Annotated in this window: 14 protein-coding genes and 1 pseudogene; 6 read left to right on the top strand and 9 right to left on the bottom strand. The window is 70.0% G+C overall.

What is annotated here, in order from left to right; genetic code table 11:
* Positions 1–28: 28 nt before the first annotated feature.
* From AC1RGU_RS00885 to AC1RGU_RS00875, 3 genes and pseudogenes are all read right to left on the bottom strand, one after another.
* Positions 29–1,288 carry a M20 family metallo-hydrolase gene (locus tag AC1RGU_RS00885; protein WP_492696431.1) on the bottom strand — a complete coding sequence of 420 codons (1,260 nt, stop codon included), beginning with the start codon at positions 1,286–1,288 and terminating at the stop codon, positions 29–31.
* Positions 1,274–2,473, bottom strand: a pseudogene (locus AC1RGU_RS00880) (diaminopropionate ammonia-lyase); the annotation flags it as partial. The pseudogene AC1RGU_RS00880 and the gene AC1RGU_RS00885, both read right to left, overlap by 15 nt.
* Positions 2,474–2,501: 28 nt before the next feature.
* Positions 2,502–3,683 carry a M20 aminoacylase family protein gene (locus AC1RGU_RS00875; protein ID WP_492694106.1) on the bottom strand — a complete coding sequence of 394 codons (1,182 nt, stop codon included), beginning with the start codon at positions 3,681–3,683 and terminating at the stop codon, positions 2,502–2,504.
* Between the two features lie 88 nt (positions 3,684–3,771).
* Between AC1RGU_RS00875 and AC1RGU_RS00870 the strand changes: the two genes are divergently transcribed.
* Entirely contained in the window at positions 3,772–4,245 is a 474-nt protein-coding gene (locus AC1RGU_RS00870; RefSeq protein WP_095743953.1) for an Lrp/AsnC family transcriptional regulator, read from the top strand.
* 6 nt (positions 4,246–4,251) lie between these two features.
* Here AC1RGU_RS00870 and AC1RGU_RS00865 read toward each other — a convergent pair whose 3' ends face one another.
* From AC1RGU_RS00865 to AC1RGU_RS00850, 4 genes are all read right to left on the bottom strand, one after another.
* Positions 4,252–4,707 carry a hypothetical protein gene (locus tag AC1RGU_RS00865; protein ID WP_492694104.1) on the bottom strand — a complete coding sequence of 152 codons (456 nt, stop codon included), beginning with the start codon at positions 4,705–4,707 and terminating at the stop codon, positions 4,252–4,254.
* Positions 4,708–4,792: 85 nt separating this feature from the next.
* Positions 4,793–5,494 (bottom strand): YceH family protein, encoded by a 702-nt coding sequence (locus AC1RGU_RS00860; protein WP_095949333.1) that lies wholly within the window; start codon positions 5,492–5,494, stop codon positions 4,793–4,795.
* 41 nt (positions 5,495–5,535) lie between these two features.
* The gene (locus tag AC1RGU_RS00855; RefSeq protein ID WP_492694102.1) at positions 5,536–6,261 is read right to left on the bottom strand and encodes a phosphodiester glycosidase family protein; all 726 of its coding nucleotides are present in this window, start codon (positions 6,259–6,261) and stop codon (positions 5,536–5,538) included.
* 28 nt (positions 6,262–6,289) lie between these two features.
* A complete protein-coding gene (locus tag AC1RGU_RS00850) occupies positions 6,290–7,321 on the bottom strand; it encodes an isocitrate/isopropylmalate dehydrogenase family protein (protein WP_062478955.1) in 1,032 nt (343 codons plus the stop codon).
* Positions 7,322–7,547: 226 nt separating this feature from the next.
* Here AC1RGU_RS00850 and metG point away from each other — a divergent pair, with 226 nt between their 5' ends.
* On the top strand, positions 7,548–9,644 hold the full coding sequence (metG, locus tag AC1RGU_RS00845) for a methionine--tRNA ligase (RefSeq protein ID WP_492694100.1): 2,097 nt from the start codon (positions 7,548–7,550) through the stop codon (positions 9,642–9,644).
* Between the two features lie 12 nt (positions 9,645–9,656).
* Here the strand turns inward: metG and AC1RGU_RS00840 are convergent, their stop codons facing one another.
* Complete coding sequence (locus tag AC1RGU_RS00840) at positions 9,657–10,328, bottom strand: GntR family transcriptional regulator (protein ID WP_062478945.1); 672 nt, start codon at positions 10,326–10,328, stop codon at positions 9,657–9,659.
* 58 nt (positions 10,329–10,386) lie between these two features.
* Here AC1RGU_RS00840 and AC1RGU_RS00835 point away from each other — a divergent pair, with 58 nt between their 5' ends.
* The 4 genes from AC1RGU_RS00835 to AC1RGU_RS00820 are packed head-to-tail and all read left to right on the top strand — an operon-like array spanning position 10,387 to position 13,566.
* Positions 10,387–11,142: an enoyl-CoA hydratase/isomerase family protein gene (locus AC1RGU_RS00835; protein ID WP_390346097.1), complete on the top strand. Its 756-nt coding sequence runs from the start codon at positions 10,387–10,389 to the stop codon at positions 11,140–11,142.
* A 42-nt stretch (positions 11,143–11,184) separates the two neighbouring features.
* Positions 11,185–12,159, top strand: a complete 975-nt coding sequence (locus tag AC1RGU_RS00830) for a Bug family tripartite tricarboxylate transporter substrate binding protein (protein WP_062478940.1) — start codon at positions 11,185–11,187, stop codon at positions 12,157–12,159.
* The gene (locus tag AC1RGU_RS00825) at positions 12,156–13,355 is read left to right on the top strand and encodes a CaiB/BaiF CoA transferase family protein (protein WP_492694098.1); all 1,200 of its coding nucleotides are present in this window, start codon (positions 12,156–12,158) and stop codon (positions 13,353–13,355) included. The genes AC1RGU_RS00830 and AC1RGU_RS00825 overlap by 4 nt, the downstream gene beginning before the upstream one ends.
* A complete protein-coding gene (locus AC1RGU_RS00820; RefSeq protein WP_354343033.1) occupies positions 13,342–13,566 on the top strand; it encodes a hypothetical protein in 225 nt (74 codons plus the stop codon). The genes AC1RGU_RS00825 and AC1RGU_RS00820 overlap by 14 nt, the downstream gene beginning before the upstream one ends.
* A 7-nt stretch (positions 13,567–13,573) precedes the next feature.
* Here AC1RGU_RS00820 and AC1RGU_RS00815 read toward each other — a convergent pair whose 3' ends face one another.
* Positions 13,574–15,286 carry a hydrogenase maturation protein gene (locus AC1RGU_RS00815; protein WP_492694096.1) on the bottom strand — a complete coding sequence of 571 codons (1,713 nt, stop codon included), beginning with the start codon at positions 15,284–15,286 and terminating at the stop codon, positions 13,574–13,576.
* Between the last annotated feature and the right edge of the window lie 130 nt (positions 15,287–15,416).

Genomic DNA, 15,416 nt, shown 5'->3' with positions numbered 1-15,416 from the left:
CGCACGCGGCCGGCTGAGTTCGCGCCGCTCAGTCCGCCTCGTCCAGCAGCCCCAGCACCACGTCCAGCAGCACGTTCGCGCCCTGCGCCAGGTCGGCGCTCGCCGTGTGCTCCTTCGGGTTGTGGCTGATGCCGCGCACGCTCGGCACGAAGACCATGGCGGCGGGCGCGATGCGCGCCATCATCTGCGCGTCGTGGCCCGCGCCCGAGGTCATGCGGCGGTGGCTCAGGCCGCGGGCGTGCGCGCTGGCCTCGACGAGGCGCACCAGCCGTTCATCGAACTGCACCGGTTCGAAGCGCGCCAGCGTGCGGGCTTCGATGGTCACGCCTTCGGTTGTTTCGAGCTGCCGCAGGTAGTCGGCCAACTCGCCTTCGGCGTCCTTCAGCGTCGCCTCGTCGGTGTGGCGCAGGTCGACCGTGAGCGTGGCGCGCGCCGCGATCACGTTGATGAGGTTGGGATGCAGGTCGATCGCACCGACGGTCGCGACCTGGCTGCCGCCGTAGCGGCGTGCCAGCTCGCGCACGAACACCGCGATAGCCGCGGCGCAGTAGCCGGCGTCGTGGCGCAGTTGCATGGGCGTCGTGCCCGCATGGTTCGACTGGCCGGTGACGACGATCTCCTGCCACGAGATGCCCTGCAGGTCGGCCACCGCGCCGATGGTCACACCCTCGGCCTCCAGCACCGGCCCCTGCTCGATGTGCAGTTCGACGAACGCGTGCGGCACCAGCGCGCCGCAGGCCATGTCGCCCGCGTAGCCGATGCGCGCGAGTTCGTCGCCCAGCCGCGCGCCGTCGGTGGCGACGGTGTCGAGCGCCGCATCGAGCGCCAGGCCGCCCGCGTGCGCCAGCGAGCCCATCATGTCGGGCATGAAACGCACGCCCTCCTCGTTGGTGAACGCGGCGACCACGAAGGGGCGCAGCGTCTGGCGCTGGCGTTCGTTGAGCCAACGCACCACCTCCAGGCCCGCCAGCACGCCGTAGTTGCCGTCGTAGCGACCGCCCGTGGCGACGGTGTCGATGTGGGAGCCGGTCATCACGGGCTTCGCATCGGGCAGCTGGCCGGGGCGGATGCCGAAGATGCTGCCGATGCGGTCGATGCGCACGGTGAGGCCCAGGTCGCGCATCCATTGCACGAGCCGGTCGCGGCCCGCGCGGTCGGCGTCGGTGAGCGCGATGCGGCAGACGCCGCCTTGCGCGGTCGCGCCGATGGCAGCGTGGTCGTCGATGCGCGCCATCAGCGCCGCTTCGGCGATGCCTTCGCGTTGCAGCCATTGCGCCTGCGCCGCCACGACTTCTTCGCCTGTGCGGCCGGTCAGCGCGCGGTACACGCCGGGCGCGGTCGCGCCTTCGGTGCTGAACAGCAGCACGCGCGAGCTGGCGTCGAGGCCGGCGGCGCGCGCCAGTTCGGGATCGGCCGCGAGCACCTGCAGCGCGGCCAGGCCGGCCGCGCCGGATTCGCCGACCAGCACCGGCACGTCGCCCGCCTCGCCGGTGGCGAAGGTGCGCATGGCGTGCTCGGCGTCGGCATCGGTGACGGTCATGAAGAGGTCGACCGAGGGTTGCAGGAAGCGCCACGCGAGCGGCGAGGTTTCGCCGCAGGCCAGCCCCGCCATCACCGAATCGACGCTGCCGGTGGCGCGGTCGGGCCGGCCACTGCGTGCGCTCTGCAGCAGGCAGTCGGCCTGCTCGGGCTCGACGACGATCAGCGTCGGCCGCGCGGCGCCGTAGCGTTCCCAGAAATGGCTCGCCACGCCGGCCGCGAGCCCGCCGACGCCGCCCTGCACGATGACGTGGGTGAAGGGGCACGGCGCGCCGGGCGCGGTGTTCTCGAGCAGCTCGTCGACGAGGATGCCGTAGCCCTGCATCACGTCGCGCGGAATCTCTTCGTAGCCTTCGTAGGAGGTGTCGGAGACGACCTCCCAGCCGTTCGCCTGGGCCAGGCGCGCGGCCTCTTCGACCGAAGCATCGTAGTTGCCGGTGATGCGCACGATCTCGGCGCCGAGCGCGGCGATGGGCGCCTCGCGCTCCTCGCTGACCTGCGCGTGCAGCACGATCACGCAGCGGCAGCCCATGCTCTGCGCGGCCGCGGCCAGTGCGCGTCCATGGTTGCCGTCGGTCGCGCTGATGACGACGAAGTCGCGCAGCGCCTCGGCGTGCCGGCCCGCGAACAGGGCGGCGGGCGTCCAACCCCGTTCGGGCCAGCGGCGCAGCACCAGGCGCAGCAAGGCCACGGGCGCGCCGAGCACCTTGAAGCTGCCGAGCGCGGAGCGGCGCGATTCGTCCTTCACGACCACCTGCGCGATGCCCAGTTGTGCGGCGAGCCGGGGCAGCGCCCATGCCGGCGTCGGCTGCGGCGAGAGCCGGTCCCAGGTGGACAGCCACTGGCGGCTCTCGCGGCCGCGTGCGATGTTCATGACGGCCTGCAGGGCCGCGTCGTAGCCGCGCCGTTGCGCGTGAGGGTTGGCGAAGAGCATGGGAAGAAAAACGGAAAGGAAGAATGGATCAGGCGGCGGCGCGCACGGGAAGCCGCTGGCGCACGATCTGCGCGAAGTAGCGCGCGCCCGTGGTCAGCACCGCGTCGTTGAAGTCGTAGCGGCCGTTGTGCAGCGGCGTGCCGCCGGGCTCGCCCTCGGCGCCGTTGCCCAGGAAGACGAAAGCGCCCGGCACGGCGCGCAGGAAGGCACCGAAGTCTTCCGAGATCATCATCGGCGCGACGTTCGCATCGACCTTCTCGGCGCCCACTACCGCCGTGGCGGCGGCCACCGCGGTCGGCACGCATTCGGCCCAGTTCACGGTGGGCGCGAACTCGTGCGTGTAGCTGAACGTGCACTCCGCGCCGTGCATGCGGCAGATGCCTTCGCTGATCTCGCGCATGCGCGCCTCGAGCATGCGCTGCACGGCCGGGTCGTAGCTGCGCGTGTCGCCCTTGATGACCACGTTCGACGGAATCGCGTTGCGGATGCCGTCGGTGATGAACTCGGTGCACGACACCACGGCCTGCGCGCCGGGGTCGAGCGTGCGCGAGACGATGGTCTGCAGCGCCAGCACGACCTGCGCGCCGATCACGATCGGGTCGATGCCCATGTGCGGCCGTGCGGCGTGCGTGCCCCGGCCGTGGATGTGGATGACGAAGTTGTCCTCGCTCGCCATCAGGCCGCCCGTGCGCGTGGCGAAGGTGCCGGCGGGCAGGCCGGGCATGTTGTGCAGGCCGTAGATCTCGTCGACCGGGAAGCGTTCGAACAGGCCGTCGTCCATCATGGCCCGGGCGCCGCGGCCATGCTCTTCGGCGGGCTGGAAGATGAAGCGCACGGTGCCGTCGAAATCGCGCCGCTCGCGCAGCAGCTGCGCGGCGCCAAGCACCATCGCCATGTGGCCGTCGTGGCCGCAGGCGTGCATGCGCCCGGGCGTGCCGGAAGCGTACGGCCGCTCGGTCGCCAGTTCGGTGATGGCGAGCGCGTCCATCTCGGCGCGCAGGCCGATCACGCCCGGCCCGCTGCCCACCGTGAGGCTGGCGACCAGCCCGGTGCCGCCGATGCCGGTGTGCACCTCGAGCCCCAGCGCCCGCAGCGCGTTGGCAATGAAGGCCGAGGTCTTCGCCTCCTCGAAGCCGGTCTCGGGCATCGCATGCAACTGGTGCCGCCAGCCGGCCAGCTGGTCGCGCAGGGGTGCGTCTGGAAACTTCATGGCGAGATGCTATTGACAACGCAGCGGGACAGGTGCGCAAAATGAGCCGCCATCACGCAACGTTTTTGCGCGAAGCCCGCCCTTTCTCATGACACCCCTCGACGCCCTCGACCTGCACCTGCTCGAACTGATCCAGGCCGACAGCCGCCTCTCGCAGGGCGAGCTGGGCGAGCGCATCCACCTGTCGACGGCGGCGGTGAACCGCCGGCTCAAGCGCCTGCGCGACGAGGGCGTGATCCAGCGCCACGGCGCCGTGCTGTCGCCCGCCGCGCTCGGGCACCCGCTCACCATCGTGGTCGAGGTCGAGGCCGAGAGCGAGCAGATCGAACGGCTCGACGCCATGAAGCAGAGCTTTCGCGACTGCCCGCAGGTGCAGCAGTGCTACTACGTGACGGGCGAGTGGGATTTCATCCTCGTGTGCGTGGTGCGCGACATGGCGCAGTACACCGCGCTCACCCGCCAGCTGTTTTTCCAGAGCAACAACGTCAAGCGCTTTCGCACGCTGGTGACGATGGACCCGGTGAAGGTGAGCCTGGATGTGCCGGTGTCGGCGGGGGCGTGAGCCTGCTCAGCGCGCCGACAACATCGACCGCAGCATCAGCAGCACCGCGCCGACGATCGGTGCCAGCGCCAGCAACCGACCGGGTTCGAAGGCCAGCCCGGCGATGGCGCCGATGAAGCAGCCAACCTTGATCCACATCGCCACTGCGCCCCAGCCGCGCCCATGGGTCACGGCGAGCGCAACCAGCGCGACCCAGCCGATCGCGCCGCCGAGGACCGACAGCGTCCAGCTCAGCAGGTAGAGCGCCGAGTCCGCGTCGCGGAACGCGAGGGCCGTGCCCAGGCCGCGCCAGGTGTGCCACCAGCCGTCGAACAGCAGGAAACCGGTGGCCGAGGCGGCCCACCAGAAGAAGGCGTAGAGGCTGGCAACGCCAGCGAGTGCTGCCAGCCCGCCCAGCAGGCGGCGGGTGATGTCGTCGAAGGGCGCGGGGTCGCGCCAGGTGGCCGTTTGTCCGTGGTCCATGGTCGGAGCTCCATTGGGTTCGCAATGGGTCCGACGGTAGGCGGCGAATGTGCGGGCTGGATGAAGCCTTTGTGAAGCGGGGGGATCAGGCCTCGGGTACGTCCGGCGCGTCAGGAGAAATACCCAGCTCCGAGCACACGCGCCCCAGCAGCGCTTTCAGCGACGTCACCTCGGTCTCGAGCCGCGCCACGTTGGCCTTGAGCGCCGCAACTTCACCGAGCGAGTCGCCGTGCGTGGCAAACGCGCCGTCGCCCGAGGCGCCCGGCCCCGCCACCTCTTCTGCCGGCGGCCCGCTCAGCAGGTGCGCCCAGCGGCTTTCGCGCGCGCCGGGCAGGCGCGCCAGCTTCACCACGAGTGCGCCGGCCGGCCGTTCAGCGAGTTCGTTGAGGAAACCCTCGACCGACGAGATGTCGGCGAAGTTGTGCATGCGGTCACAGGCGATGCGCAGCTCGCCGGCGGTCTGCGGGCCGCGCAGCATCAGCACGGTGAGCAGGATGACCGATTGCGACGGAATGCGCAGCACGCGGTCGGTGTTGTGCTCGTAGCGGAAGGCGCGCCCGCCGCTGGTTTCGGCCACGAGGCTGTAGCCCTTCAGGCTGTCGATGGCGGCCTGCACCTGCGACTCGCTGAGTTCGAGCACCGGGTTGCGGCTGGTCTTCTGGTTGCAGCCCGACACCAGCGAGTTGAGCGTGAGCGGGTAGCTGTCGGGCACGGTGCGCTGCTTTTCGGCCAGCACGCCGAGCACACGGGTTTCAAGGAGGGACAGGACGGGCAGCGGTGTGGACATGGCTCTGGGAGAAAGGGCAGAAGTGAAAAGGCAACCGGGCCTCAGGGCGCCACCACGGCCAGCATCGGCCCGAGGTCGCGCACGAAGTCGTTGCGCTGCAGTGTCTTCGAATAGATCGCCGACACGGTGCCGTCGAGGTACAACGCGTCGCGGCAATGCAGCACGTCGCGAAAGTACAGCGCGACGTCGTAAAAATTCACCGGCGTCTCGGAAAGGACGAAGACCGCGGTGGTGCCCGACACGCACACGCCGTTGCGGGTCTTGCGCGAATCCGAATTCGGAATGAGCGCCGGGTGCACCGCGCCGTGGCGCAGCAGCAGCGGGCCCGACTGGGTCGCCAGCTGCACGCCGCCCTTCGCGGCGATCGCCGGGTACTCCGACGCCTCGACGATGCGCGGCCCCTGGGCCGTCACCAGGAACACGCCGTTGGGCTTGCGAAAGAAATTGCCGACGCCGTCGGCCAGATTCAAAGGTGCTTCCTCGCGGCCTTCGCGCACCAGCAGGCCGACGGGCGCGAAGTCGGCGTGGTACATGCCGGCGTTCGCCGCGAACAGCAGTTGTTTGTTGCGCGCCTTCAGCCAGGCCTCGAGCCGGTCGAAGCGCTTGAAGGCGGCGCCGGTGTCGTCGTTCAGGAACAGCGCGAGCTTGTCGGTGCGCAGGTCGACCTTGACGACGGTGTAGCGCGGCGGCGCGTCCACGGCCCCGGCAGCGGACCATGCCAGGCCGGCGAGCAGGAAGACCAGCGCAGGCAGCAACAGTTTCTTCATGCGACGACCTGCGCTGCCCTTTTCTTGCTCAACCGCCGTTGATGCGCGCGACCAGCGCCTTCGTGAAGGCCGCCGTGCCGGCGCTGCCGCCGAGGTCGCCGGTGCGCACGTTGTCCAGGTTGAGCGTCTGGTCGATGGCGGTGCGCAGGCGCGTGGCCAATTCGGGCCGCTTGACGTGGTCGAGCATGAGCGCGGCGGCCAGCAGCAGCGCGGTCGGGTTGGCGATGCCCTTGCCGGCGATGTCGGGGGCCGAGCCGTGCACGGCCTCGAAGATCGCGGCGTTGGTGCCGATGTTGGCGCCGGGCGCCATGCCCAGGCCGCCGACCAGGCCGGCCACGAGGTCCGAGAGGATGTCGCCGAACAGGTTGGTGGTCACCAGCATGTCGAACTGCCAGGGGTTGAGCACCAGCTTCATCGCGCAGGCGTCGATGATCACGGTGTCGAGCTCGAACTGGCCCTTGTACTTCTCTTCGTACAGGTCCAGGCCGGTCTCCAGGAAGATGCCGGTGAGCGCCTTCATGATGTTGGCCTTGTGCACCAGCGTGACCTTCTTGCGGCCGGTGGCCACGGCGGTGTCGAACGCGTATTCGAGGATGCGGCGGCTGCCCTTGCGGGTGTTGACGCCGGTGGCCATGGCCACGGCGTGCGGGTCGCCGTCGATGGGCACGTAGTGCTCGTGGCCGATGTACAGGCCCTCGAGGTTCTCGCGCACCACGGTCAGGTCGATGTTGTCGTAGCGCCCGCCCGGGATGATGGTGCGTGCGGGACGCAGGTTGGCGTACAGCTGGAACTCCTCGCGCAGGCGCACGTTCGACGAGCGGTAGCCGCCGCCCGAAGGGGTTTCGAGCGGGCCCTTGAGCGCCAGGCGGGTGCTGCGGATGCTGTCCAGCGTGGCCTTGGGCAGCGGGTCGCCCGAGGCCTTGACGCCGCCCAGGCCGGCGATCTGGGTGTCCCACACGAAAGGCGCCTTCAGCGCGTCGAGCGCCGCCAGGGTCGCGTCGACGATCTCGGGGCCGATGCCGTCGCCGGGGATGAGGGTTGCGGGGATCGAGGTGGTCATCGGCGGCGGCTCACTTTCAGTAAAGAGGCTGCGAGCATACGTCGCACGGGCGACACCCCCGCGGCCTTCGGGGTCACTCCGGGTACCCCGCCGACGGGGTGAGCAGCCCCATGGCGGCGGCTGCGGGACGGGCCGCCTAAAATGCCCGGTTCCCGGACGCGGCCCCTGGCCGCCTCCACGGGCCCCGCGCCCCTTCCGTTCGTCACTCCCGAAAGCGCCCTCCCCGATGTCCGCCCCGCGCAAGCTCTTCGTCACCACCGCCCTGCCGTATGCCAACGGCAAGTTCCACATCGGCCACATGATGGAATACATCCAGGCCGACATCTGGGTGCGGAACCAGCGAATGAATGGCGCCGACGTCAACTTCGTGTGCGCCGACGACGCGCACGGCGCGGCCATCACCATCGCGGCCGACAAGGCCGGCGTGACGCCCCAGGCCTTCGTGGCCGAGATCGCCGCGGGTCGCAAGCCCTACCTCGACGGCTACCACATCGCCTTCGACAACTGGCACTCGACCGACGCGCCCGAAAACCACCAGCTGGCGCAGGACATCTACCGCGACCTGCGCGCCAACGGCCTCATCGAGACCAAGAGCGTCGAGCAGTTCTACGACCCGGCCAAGGGCATGTTCCTGGCCGACCGCTTCATCAAGGGCGAGTGCCCCAACTGCCACTCGAAGGACCAGTACGGCGACAACTGCGAGGTGTGCGGCGCCGTGTACGCGCCCACCGAGCTGATCAACCCGTACTCGGCGCTGTCGGGCGCCAAGCCCGAGCTGCGCAGCTCGGAGCACTTCTTCTTCAAGCTGTCGGACCCGCGCTGCGAGGCCTACCTGAAGGAATGGACCGCCGCCCCCGGCCACGTGCAGCCCGAGGTACAGAACAAGATCCGCGAGTGGCTCTACAAGGACGACGAAGGCAAGGGCGGCCTGGGCGACTGGGACATCAGCCGCGACGCGCCCTACTTCGGCATCGAGATCCCCGATGCGCCGGGCAAGTACTTCTACGTGTGGCTCGACGCGCCCGTGGGCTACCTGGCCTCGCTGAAGAACCTGCTGGACAAGCGCTGCATCGAACTGGGCGGCGACGGCATCTCGTACACCGAGTACATGGCCGACCCCGAGCTGGAGCAGGTGCACTTCATCGGCAAGGACATCATCACCTTCCACACGCTGTTCTGGCCCGCGATGCTGCATTTCAGCGGTCGCAAGGCGCCCAACGCCGTGTATGTGCACGGCCACCTGACGGTGAGCGGCGAGAAGATGAGCAAGAGCCGCGGCACCGGCATCGACCCGCTCAAGTACCTGTCGATCGGGCTCGACCCGGAGTGGCTGCGCTACTACATCGCCGCCAAGCTCAACGGCCGCAACGAGGACATCGACTTCAACCCCGACGACTTCGTGGCGCGCGTGAACAGCGACCTCGTGGGCAAGTACATCAACATCGCCAGCCGCGCGGCCGGCTTCATCGGCAAGCGCTTCGGCGGCCAGCTGGGTGCGGTGTCGGCCGACGGCGAAACGCTGCTGTCCACGCTGCGTGCTGCGGCCGCGCAGGTGCAGTCGCTGTACGACGGCCGCGACTACGCCCGCGCGCTGCGCGAGGTGATGGCGCTGGCCGACAAGGTGAACGAGTACGTCGACCAGAACAAGCCCTGGGAACTGGCCAAGAAGGAAGGCGCCGAGGCGCGCCTGCACGACGTGTGCACTGTGTGCATCGAGGCCTTCCGCCTGCTCACGCTGTACCTGAAGCCCGTGCTGCCGGCGCTGGCTGTGAACGTCGAGGCCTTCCTGAAGATTTCGCCGCTCGTCTGGTCGGACGCCGCACAGGTGCTGCCCGCCGGCCACGCCATCGGCGACTACAAGCACCTGATGCAGCGCGCCGACCCCAAGCAGGTCGACAAGCTGTTCGACGCGCCCGAAGCTGCCGCAGCCGCGCCGGCCGCCGTGGAAGCACAAGAACTGCCAGGCGGCGAAGCCATCGCGCCCACCATCACCATCGACGACTTCGCGAAGATCGACCTGCGCATCGCGAAGATCGTGGCCTGCGAGAAGGTCGAGGGCTCGACCAAGCTGCTGCGCCTGACGCTCGACGCGGGCGAAGGCAAGACGCGCAACGTGTTCAGCGGCATCGCCTCGGCCTACCAGCCGGAACAGCTCGTGGGCAAGCTCACGGTGCTGGTCGCCAACCTCGCGCCGCGCAAGATGAAGTTCGGCGTCAGCGAAGGCATGGTGCTGGCCGCGAGCCACGGCGACGAAAAGGCCCACCCGGGCATCCACGTGCTCGAGCCCTGGACGGGCGCGACGCCGGGCATGCGCGTGCGCTGACCTGAAGCAGAACTAGCCGAACTTGTTGTTCAATACGAGGTCGGCGAACACCTTGCCGCCCACCGAGATGTGGTCGCGCATCGCTTCCGCGGCGTTGTCCGCGTGGCCTTTCAGAATCCACTCGACCACCCGTTCATGCTCCCGCTGTGAAGCGGCGAGCCGGCCGGGCTTCTCGAACATCCGCCCACGGTAGGCCGAGATGCGCAGCCGCACGGTCTGCGCCTGCTCCACGATGAAGGGGTTGCCGCTGGCGCGGTAGATCACGTCGTGCAGCGCGGCGTTGGCCTGCTGGTAGGCCTCGGCGTCGTCCGCCTGCGCCTGCGCGGCGGTGCCGGCCAGGGCGCGCAGCAACTCCTCGCGCAGCGCCGGGCCGATGCGCAGCGCGGCCAGCCGCGCCAGCACGCCTTCGAGCTCGCCGAGCGCTTCCATCATCGCCACCAGTTCGTTCGCCCGCAGCTGGCGCACGTAGATGCCGGTGCGCGGAACGATGTCGACCAGCCCGCGCGCACTGAGCAGCAGCAGCGCCTCGCGCACCGGCGTGCGCGAGGTGTTGAAGCTCAGGGCCAGGGCCTTTTCGTCGATGGCCATGCCGGGCGACAGCACGCCGCCCAGGATGTCTTGTTCGAGCCGGGCGCGGATGCGGTCCTGCAGGCTGTGGGTGTCGAGGGTTTTCGCGGGTTGCATGGCGATCTGGATATTAGCTAACCTTACAGATATATCAATTCATTTGTTTGGTACATCAATGTCTCCCACCCTTGCGATCGACGGCCACGTGGCCTATCTGACGCTCCACCGTCCCCAGGCCGCCAACAAGCTCACGCCGGACGATCTTCCCGTGCTGATCCAGCATGTGGACACAGTGAACCGCACGCCCGAGGTGCTGGTGCTGGTCCTGCGCGCCGAGGGCAAGTACTTCTGCAGCGGATTTGATATATCAGAGGTGGCCACCCAGAGCCAGACCGAGGGCCGCAGCTTCGGCGAGATGGTCGATGTGTTCGAAAACTGCCGCGCCGTCACCATCGCGGCGGTGCACGGCGGCGTCTACGGCGGCGCGACCGACCTCGTGCTGGCCTGCGACTTCCGCGTGGGCGCGCGCAGCGCCGAGATGTTCATGCCGGCCGCCCGGCTCGGCCTGCACTACTACCAGAGCGGCATGGAACGCTACGTGTCGCGGCTGGGGCTGGACACGGCCAAGCGCCTGTTCCTCACCGCCGAGAAGCTCGACGGCGCCGCCATGCGCGACTGCGGCTTTCTCACGCAGCTGGTCGACGATGCCGCCGCGCTCGACACCGAGGTGCAGCGCCTGCGCACCGTGCTCGCCGGCATGGCGCCGCTGGCGCTGCTGGGCATGAAGAAGCACCTGAACCAGATCGCGCGCGGCACCGCCGACGCCGCCGCGATCTCGCGCGAGGTGCAGCGCACCGTCGCCTCCGAAGACCTCGCCGAGGGCGGCCGGGCCTGGCGCGAGAAGCGCACGCCGGTGTTCCAGGGCCGCTGAGCGCGCCCGCCCTTCCCTACACAAGACCCAGGAGACAAACCCATGAAGCAAGAACTGCGAGCCCTCTCGTTCGCCGCCGCCGCGCTGCTGGCCTCGGCCGGCGCACTGGCCGACACCTATCCCTCGCGCCCGATCACGCTGCTGGTGGGCTTCCCCGCCGGCGGCGGCGCCGACACCGTGGCGCGCATCGTCGGCGACAAGCTGGGCAAGCTGCTCGGCCAACCGATCGTCATCGACAACAAGCCGGGCGCGGGCACCACCATCGCGTCCGACCAGGTCGCGCGCGCCGCGCCCGACGGCTACACGCTGCTGCTGGGCAGCGCCAACCTCTACGGCAGCGACAAGCTGCTCTACAAGAGCGTGAAGTACGACGGCGCCAAAAGCTTCGTGCCGATCTCGCGCTGGAGCTCGGCGCCGATGCTGCTGGCGGTGAACAAGGACGTGAGCGCCAAGACCGTGCAGGCGCTGATCGCCGAGGCGCGGCAGAACCCCGGCAAGCTGGCGTACTCGTCCTCGGGCGCCGGCGTGGTGACGCACCTGGCGGGTCTGTCGTTCGAGAAGGCGGCCGGCGTGCAGATGCTGCATGTGCCGTACAAGGGCGGCGCACCGTCGATCCAGGCCGTGGCCGCGGGCGACGTGCAGCTCACCTTCGGCACGCCGCCCTCGGTGCTGCCGATGGCGCAGGGCCAGAAGCTGCGCGTGCTGGCCGTCACCTCGGGCCAGCGCTCGCCGCTCTTTCCCGACGTGCCCAGCGTGGCCGAGGCCGGCGTGAAGGGCTACGACTACACCTTCTGGTTCGGTCTCTTCGGCCCGGCCGGCCTGCCGCCGGAGGTGGCGCAGAAGCTGTTCGACGCCAGCGTGGCGGCGCTGAACGACCCCGAGGTCAAGGCGCGAATGGAGAAGTCGGGCAACGAGTCGGCGCCCTCGAAGTCGCTGGCCGAATTCCGCGCCTGGGCCTTGGCCGAAGGCGCGAAGTCGAAGGAACTCACCGAGCGCTCGGGCGCGAGCGTCGAATGACCGCGCACGCACCCAAGGCAGGCCCGCTGCAGGGCTTCACCGTCATCGACCTCACGCGCGTGCTCGCGGGCCCGTACTGCACGCTGCTGCTCGCCGACCTGGGCGCACGCGTCATCAAGGTGGAACAACCCGGCCTGGGCGACGACGCGCGGCAGATCGGCCCCTTCGTCGAAGGCGACTCGGCCTACTTCATGTCGGTCAACCGCAACAAGGAGTCGATCGCACTCGACCTGAAGGCGCCGGCCGACCGCGCGGTCTTCGAGCAGCTGCTGGCTACGGCCGACGTGCTGGTCGAGAACTTCCGGCCCGGCACGATGGAAAAGCTGGGCTACGACTGGCCGACGCTGCACGCGCGCTTTCCGAAACTGGTGTTCACCTCGGTCTCGGGTTTCGGCCAGACCGGCCCGTACAGCAGGCGCCCCGCCTACGACATGGTGGTGCAGGCGATGGGCGGCATCATGAGCCTCACCGGCCACCCGGGCGCACCGCCGACGCGCGTGGGCGTGTCGATCGGCGACCTCGGCGCCGGCCTGTACGCGGCCGTCGGCACGCAGGCCGCGCTGCTGCAGCGCGAGCGTACGGGCGTGGGGGATCGGGTCGACGTGGCCATGCTCGACTGCCAGGTCGCGCTGCTCGAGAACGCGATCTCGCGCATGGAGGCCGAGGGCCGCGCGCCGGGGCCGATCGGCTCGCGGCACCCGTCGATCACGCCCTTCGACGTGTTCCGCGCGGCCGACGGCTGGTTCGTGATCGCGGCGGGCAACGACGCGCTGTTCCAGCGCCTGTGCACGGCCCTCGAGCTGCCCGCGCTCGCCGGAGACGCCCGCTTTGCCACCAACCCGGCGCGCTGCCAGCACCACGAGGCGCTCAAGCAGTTGCTCGAAGAGCGCCTGTCGACCGCGCCCTGCGCGCACTGGCAGGCGCTGCTGATGCAGCACAACATTCCCACGGGCGACTACAACGACGTGGCCGCGGTGGTGAACGACCCGCAGGTGCAGGCGCGCGAGATGCTGGTGCAGGTGCGCACGCAGGGCGGCCAGCCGCTCACGGTGGCGGGCAACCCGGTGCACGTCGGCGGGCTGCGCACGCAGGTGCGGCGGCAGCCGCCGCGGCTGGACCAAGACCGCGAGGCGATCCTGGCGTCGCTCGCCCGATCAAGCGCTGCGGGTGCAGAATCCGCCCATGCAACGCAGTGACCGCCTCCGCCCCCTCGTCCTTTCCGCGCTCGGCCTCGCGAGTGCGCTGCTGCTGAGCGGCTGCGCGGTGGTCAGCGTCGCGAGCACCGCCGTGAGCGTGGGGGCCGGCGCGGTCGGCCTCGCGGCCGATGCCGCCATCGGCACCGCGCGCATCACCGGCAAGGTGGTGGGCGCGACGGCCGACGCGGTGATTCCCGACAGCAAGGACTGACGGCCGTTCAGCGCGGCAGGCCGAGCGCCGCGAGGTGCGCGGGCGTGTGCTGCGCCTTCTCCTTGCGCACGAAGGCCGAGCGCAACGCCGCGTGCGGCTCGGCCGGATCGAAGAAATTGCGCCGCATGTGCGCCAGCTCCTCATCGCGATAGGCCTGCAGCGGCTTGGCCGCTTCATCGCGCACACGCGCCGCCTGCTTGTCCGCCAGGCGCGCGGCCAGGTCCGGCGATGCCGCCAGTTGCGCGGCCAGCCGGCCGACCTCGTCACCCAGCTCTTCCGGCGCGGCCTGCAGCACGCGCTGCGCCAGGCCCAGCGCCACCGCGCGCTTGGCGCTCACGGGCAGCGCCGATTGCGTGAGCCGCGCGGCCTCGTCGGCGCCCACGCGACGCGGCAGGCTGTAGGTCCAGTATTCGGAGCCGTGCAAGCCCATGAGCTTGTAGTGCGGGTTGAGCACCACGCCGTCGCGGCACCACACCTCGTCGGCCGCGAGCGCGAGCATCACGCCGCCGGCCGCGGCATTGCCGCCCAGCGCGGCCACGGTGAGGCGGTCGGTGGTCGTGAGCACGGCCTCGACCAGGTCGTTCATCGCATGGATGTTGGCCCACGACTCCTCGGCCGGATCGGCCGCCGCCTCGATCACGTTCAGGTGGATGCCGTTGGAGAAGAAGTCGCGCAGCCCGCCCAGCACCAGCACCGAGGTCGGGCGGGTGCAGGCGAAGCGGTAAGCCGCCAGCAGACGCCGGCATTGCGCGGTGCTCATGGCCCCGCCCGCGAACGAGAAGTTCAGCACGCCGACCGGCCCATGCTCGCGGTAGCGGATGTCGGTCCAGGTGCGGCGGCCAGCGGGCAACTCGAGCGGCGCGGCCACCTCGGGCAGGCCGGCAGGCAATCGCGCGCCCAGCGCCTCGACGGCCGGCAGCTTGTAGCTCGGCAAACCGGAGCCCGGCTCGCGCCAGGGCCGCAGCTGAGTGAGCCAGACCGCGCCGTCGACGGTGGCGCGGCAGACGACGCCGGCGCGGGTGGCGATCAGTTCGCCGGGCGTGCCGCGCAACTCGTCCTCGGCATGGCCGCCGTGCAGGTACCACGGCGCACCCAGCAACTCGTCGAGCACGCCGGGCTGCGAATCGGCCGCGCGCAACTGCCGCAGCACCGATTCGGTGGTCTGCGTGGCCCAGTCGATGCGGCGCTCGGCCTGCTTCATGAAGGGCCGCCAGCCGGCGGCGAGGTCGGCCGCCTTCTGCCGCTTCGGCTTGTAGGTGCCCGAGGCAAAACGCTCGACGGCCAGCAGCACGGCGTCGACGGCGGCGTCGGCCACCTCGCCGCGGTAGAGGTCGCTCTTGCCGGCCTGCGGCGGCACCTTCAGCGGCGACCAGGCCCAGACATCGCCCGCGTCCATCTCGGCCACAGCCTCGAGCACGGTGACGCCCCAGCTGTCGACGCCGCCCTGCAGCGTCCGGTCGAGCGAGGACGGGCCCCGGTCGCCGGGCGGGCCCGGGTGCACGATGAGGCAGGGGTGGGCGCGCCAGACGTCCTCAGGGATCGCCGTGGTCAGCATCGGCGCGACGATCAATGCCGGCGCGTGCTGGCGCACTGCTTCACGCAGCGCCTCGTCGTCGCCGAGCGCCAGCACGATGCCTGCGGTGTGGCCCCGGTCCTGGAGCTCGGCCAGCACGCGCTGCGTGAGGCTGTTGAACGCGCTCGCGACGAGCAGGATGTGCATGGGCGACCTCATTGACGTTTGTTTCAAAACGTCAAAAATGTATCTGTCAGCCTCGCCGCCGATAAGCTGACTGAAAGTACTCACCGCCGGGACATCGCGGGGCCGCCGCGATGGCCGGGCCACAATGACC

This window comes from Variovorax sp. GW823-FHT02B07, assembly GCF_058797695.1.
The sequence above is the reverse complement of the archived record's forward strand: the minus strand, read 5'-3'. Positions and strand labels throughout refer to the sequence as shown.

What these genes read in the sequence shown, in the direction of transcription:
- AC1RGU_RS00870 (WP_095743953.1), top strand. Translation starts at nt 3,772, where the DNA reads ATGACACCCCTCGACGCCCTCGACCTGCACCTGCTCGAACTGATCCAG.
- AC1RGU_RS00825 (WP_492694098.1), top strand. Translation starts at nt 12,156, where the DNA reads ATGACCGCGCACGCACCCAAGGCAGGCCCGCTGCAGGGCTTCACCGTC.
- AC1RGU_RS00850 (WP_062478955.1), bottom strand. Translation starts at nt 7,321, where the DNA reads ATGACCACCTCGATCCCCGCAACCCTCATCCCCGGCGACGGCATCGGC.
- AC1RGU_RS00855 (WP_492694102.1), bottom strand. Translation starts at nt 6,261, where the DNA reads ATGAAGAAACTGTTGCTGCCTGCGCTGGTCTTCCTGCTCGCCGGCCTG.
- AC1RGU_RS00865 (WP_492694104.1), bottom strand. Translation starts at nt 4,707, where the DNA reads ATGGACCACGGACAAACGGCCACCTGGCGCGACCCCGCGCCCTTCGAC.
- AC1RGU_RS00815 (WP_492694096.1), bottom strand. Translation starts at nt 15,286, where the DNA reads ATGCACATCCTGCTCGTCGCGAGCGCGTTCAACAGCCTCACGCAGCGC.
- AC1RGU_RS00820 (WP_354343033.1), top strand. Translation starts at nt 13,342, where the DNA reads ATGCAACGCAGTGACCGCCTCCGCCCCCTCGTCCTTTCCGCGCTCGGC.
- metG (WP_492694100.1), top strand. Translation starts at nt 7,548, where the DNA reads ATGTCCGCCCCGCGCAAGCTCTTCGTCACCACCGCCCTGCCGTATGCC.
- AC1RGU_RS00875 (WP_492694106.1), bottom strand. Translation starts at nt 3,683, where the DNA reads ATGAAGTTTCCAGACGCACCCCTGCGCGACCAGCTGGCCGGCTGGCGG.
- AC1RGU_RS00835 (WP_390346097.1), top strand. Translation starts at nt 10,387, where the DNA reads ATGTCTCCCACCCTTGCGATCGACGGCCACGTGGCCTATCTGACGCTC.
- AC1RGU_RS00860 (WP_095949333.1), bottom strand. Translation starts at nt 5,494, where the DNA reads ATGTCCACACCGCTGCCCGTCCTGTCCCTCCTTGAAACCCGTGTGCTC.
- AC1RGU_RS00840 (WP_062478945.1), bottom strand. Translation starts at nt 10,328, where the DNA reads ATGCAACCCGCGAAAACCCTCGACACCCACAGCCTGCAGGACCGCATC.
- AC1RGU_RS00830 (WP_062478940.1), top strand. Translation starts at nt 11,185, where the DNA reads ATGAAGCAAGAACTGCGAGCCCTCTCGTTCGCCGCCGCCGCGCTGCTG.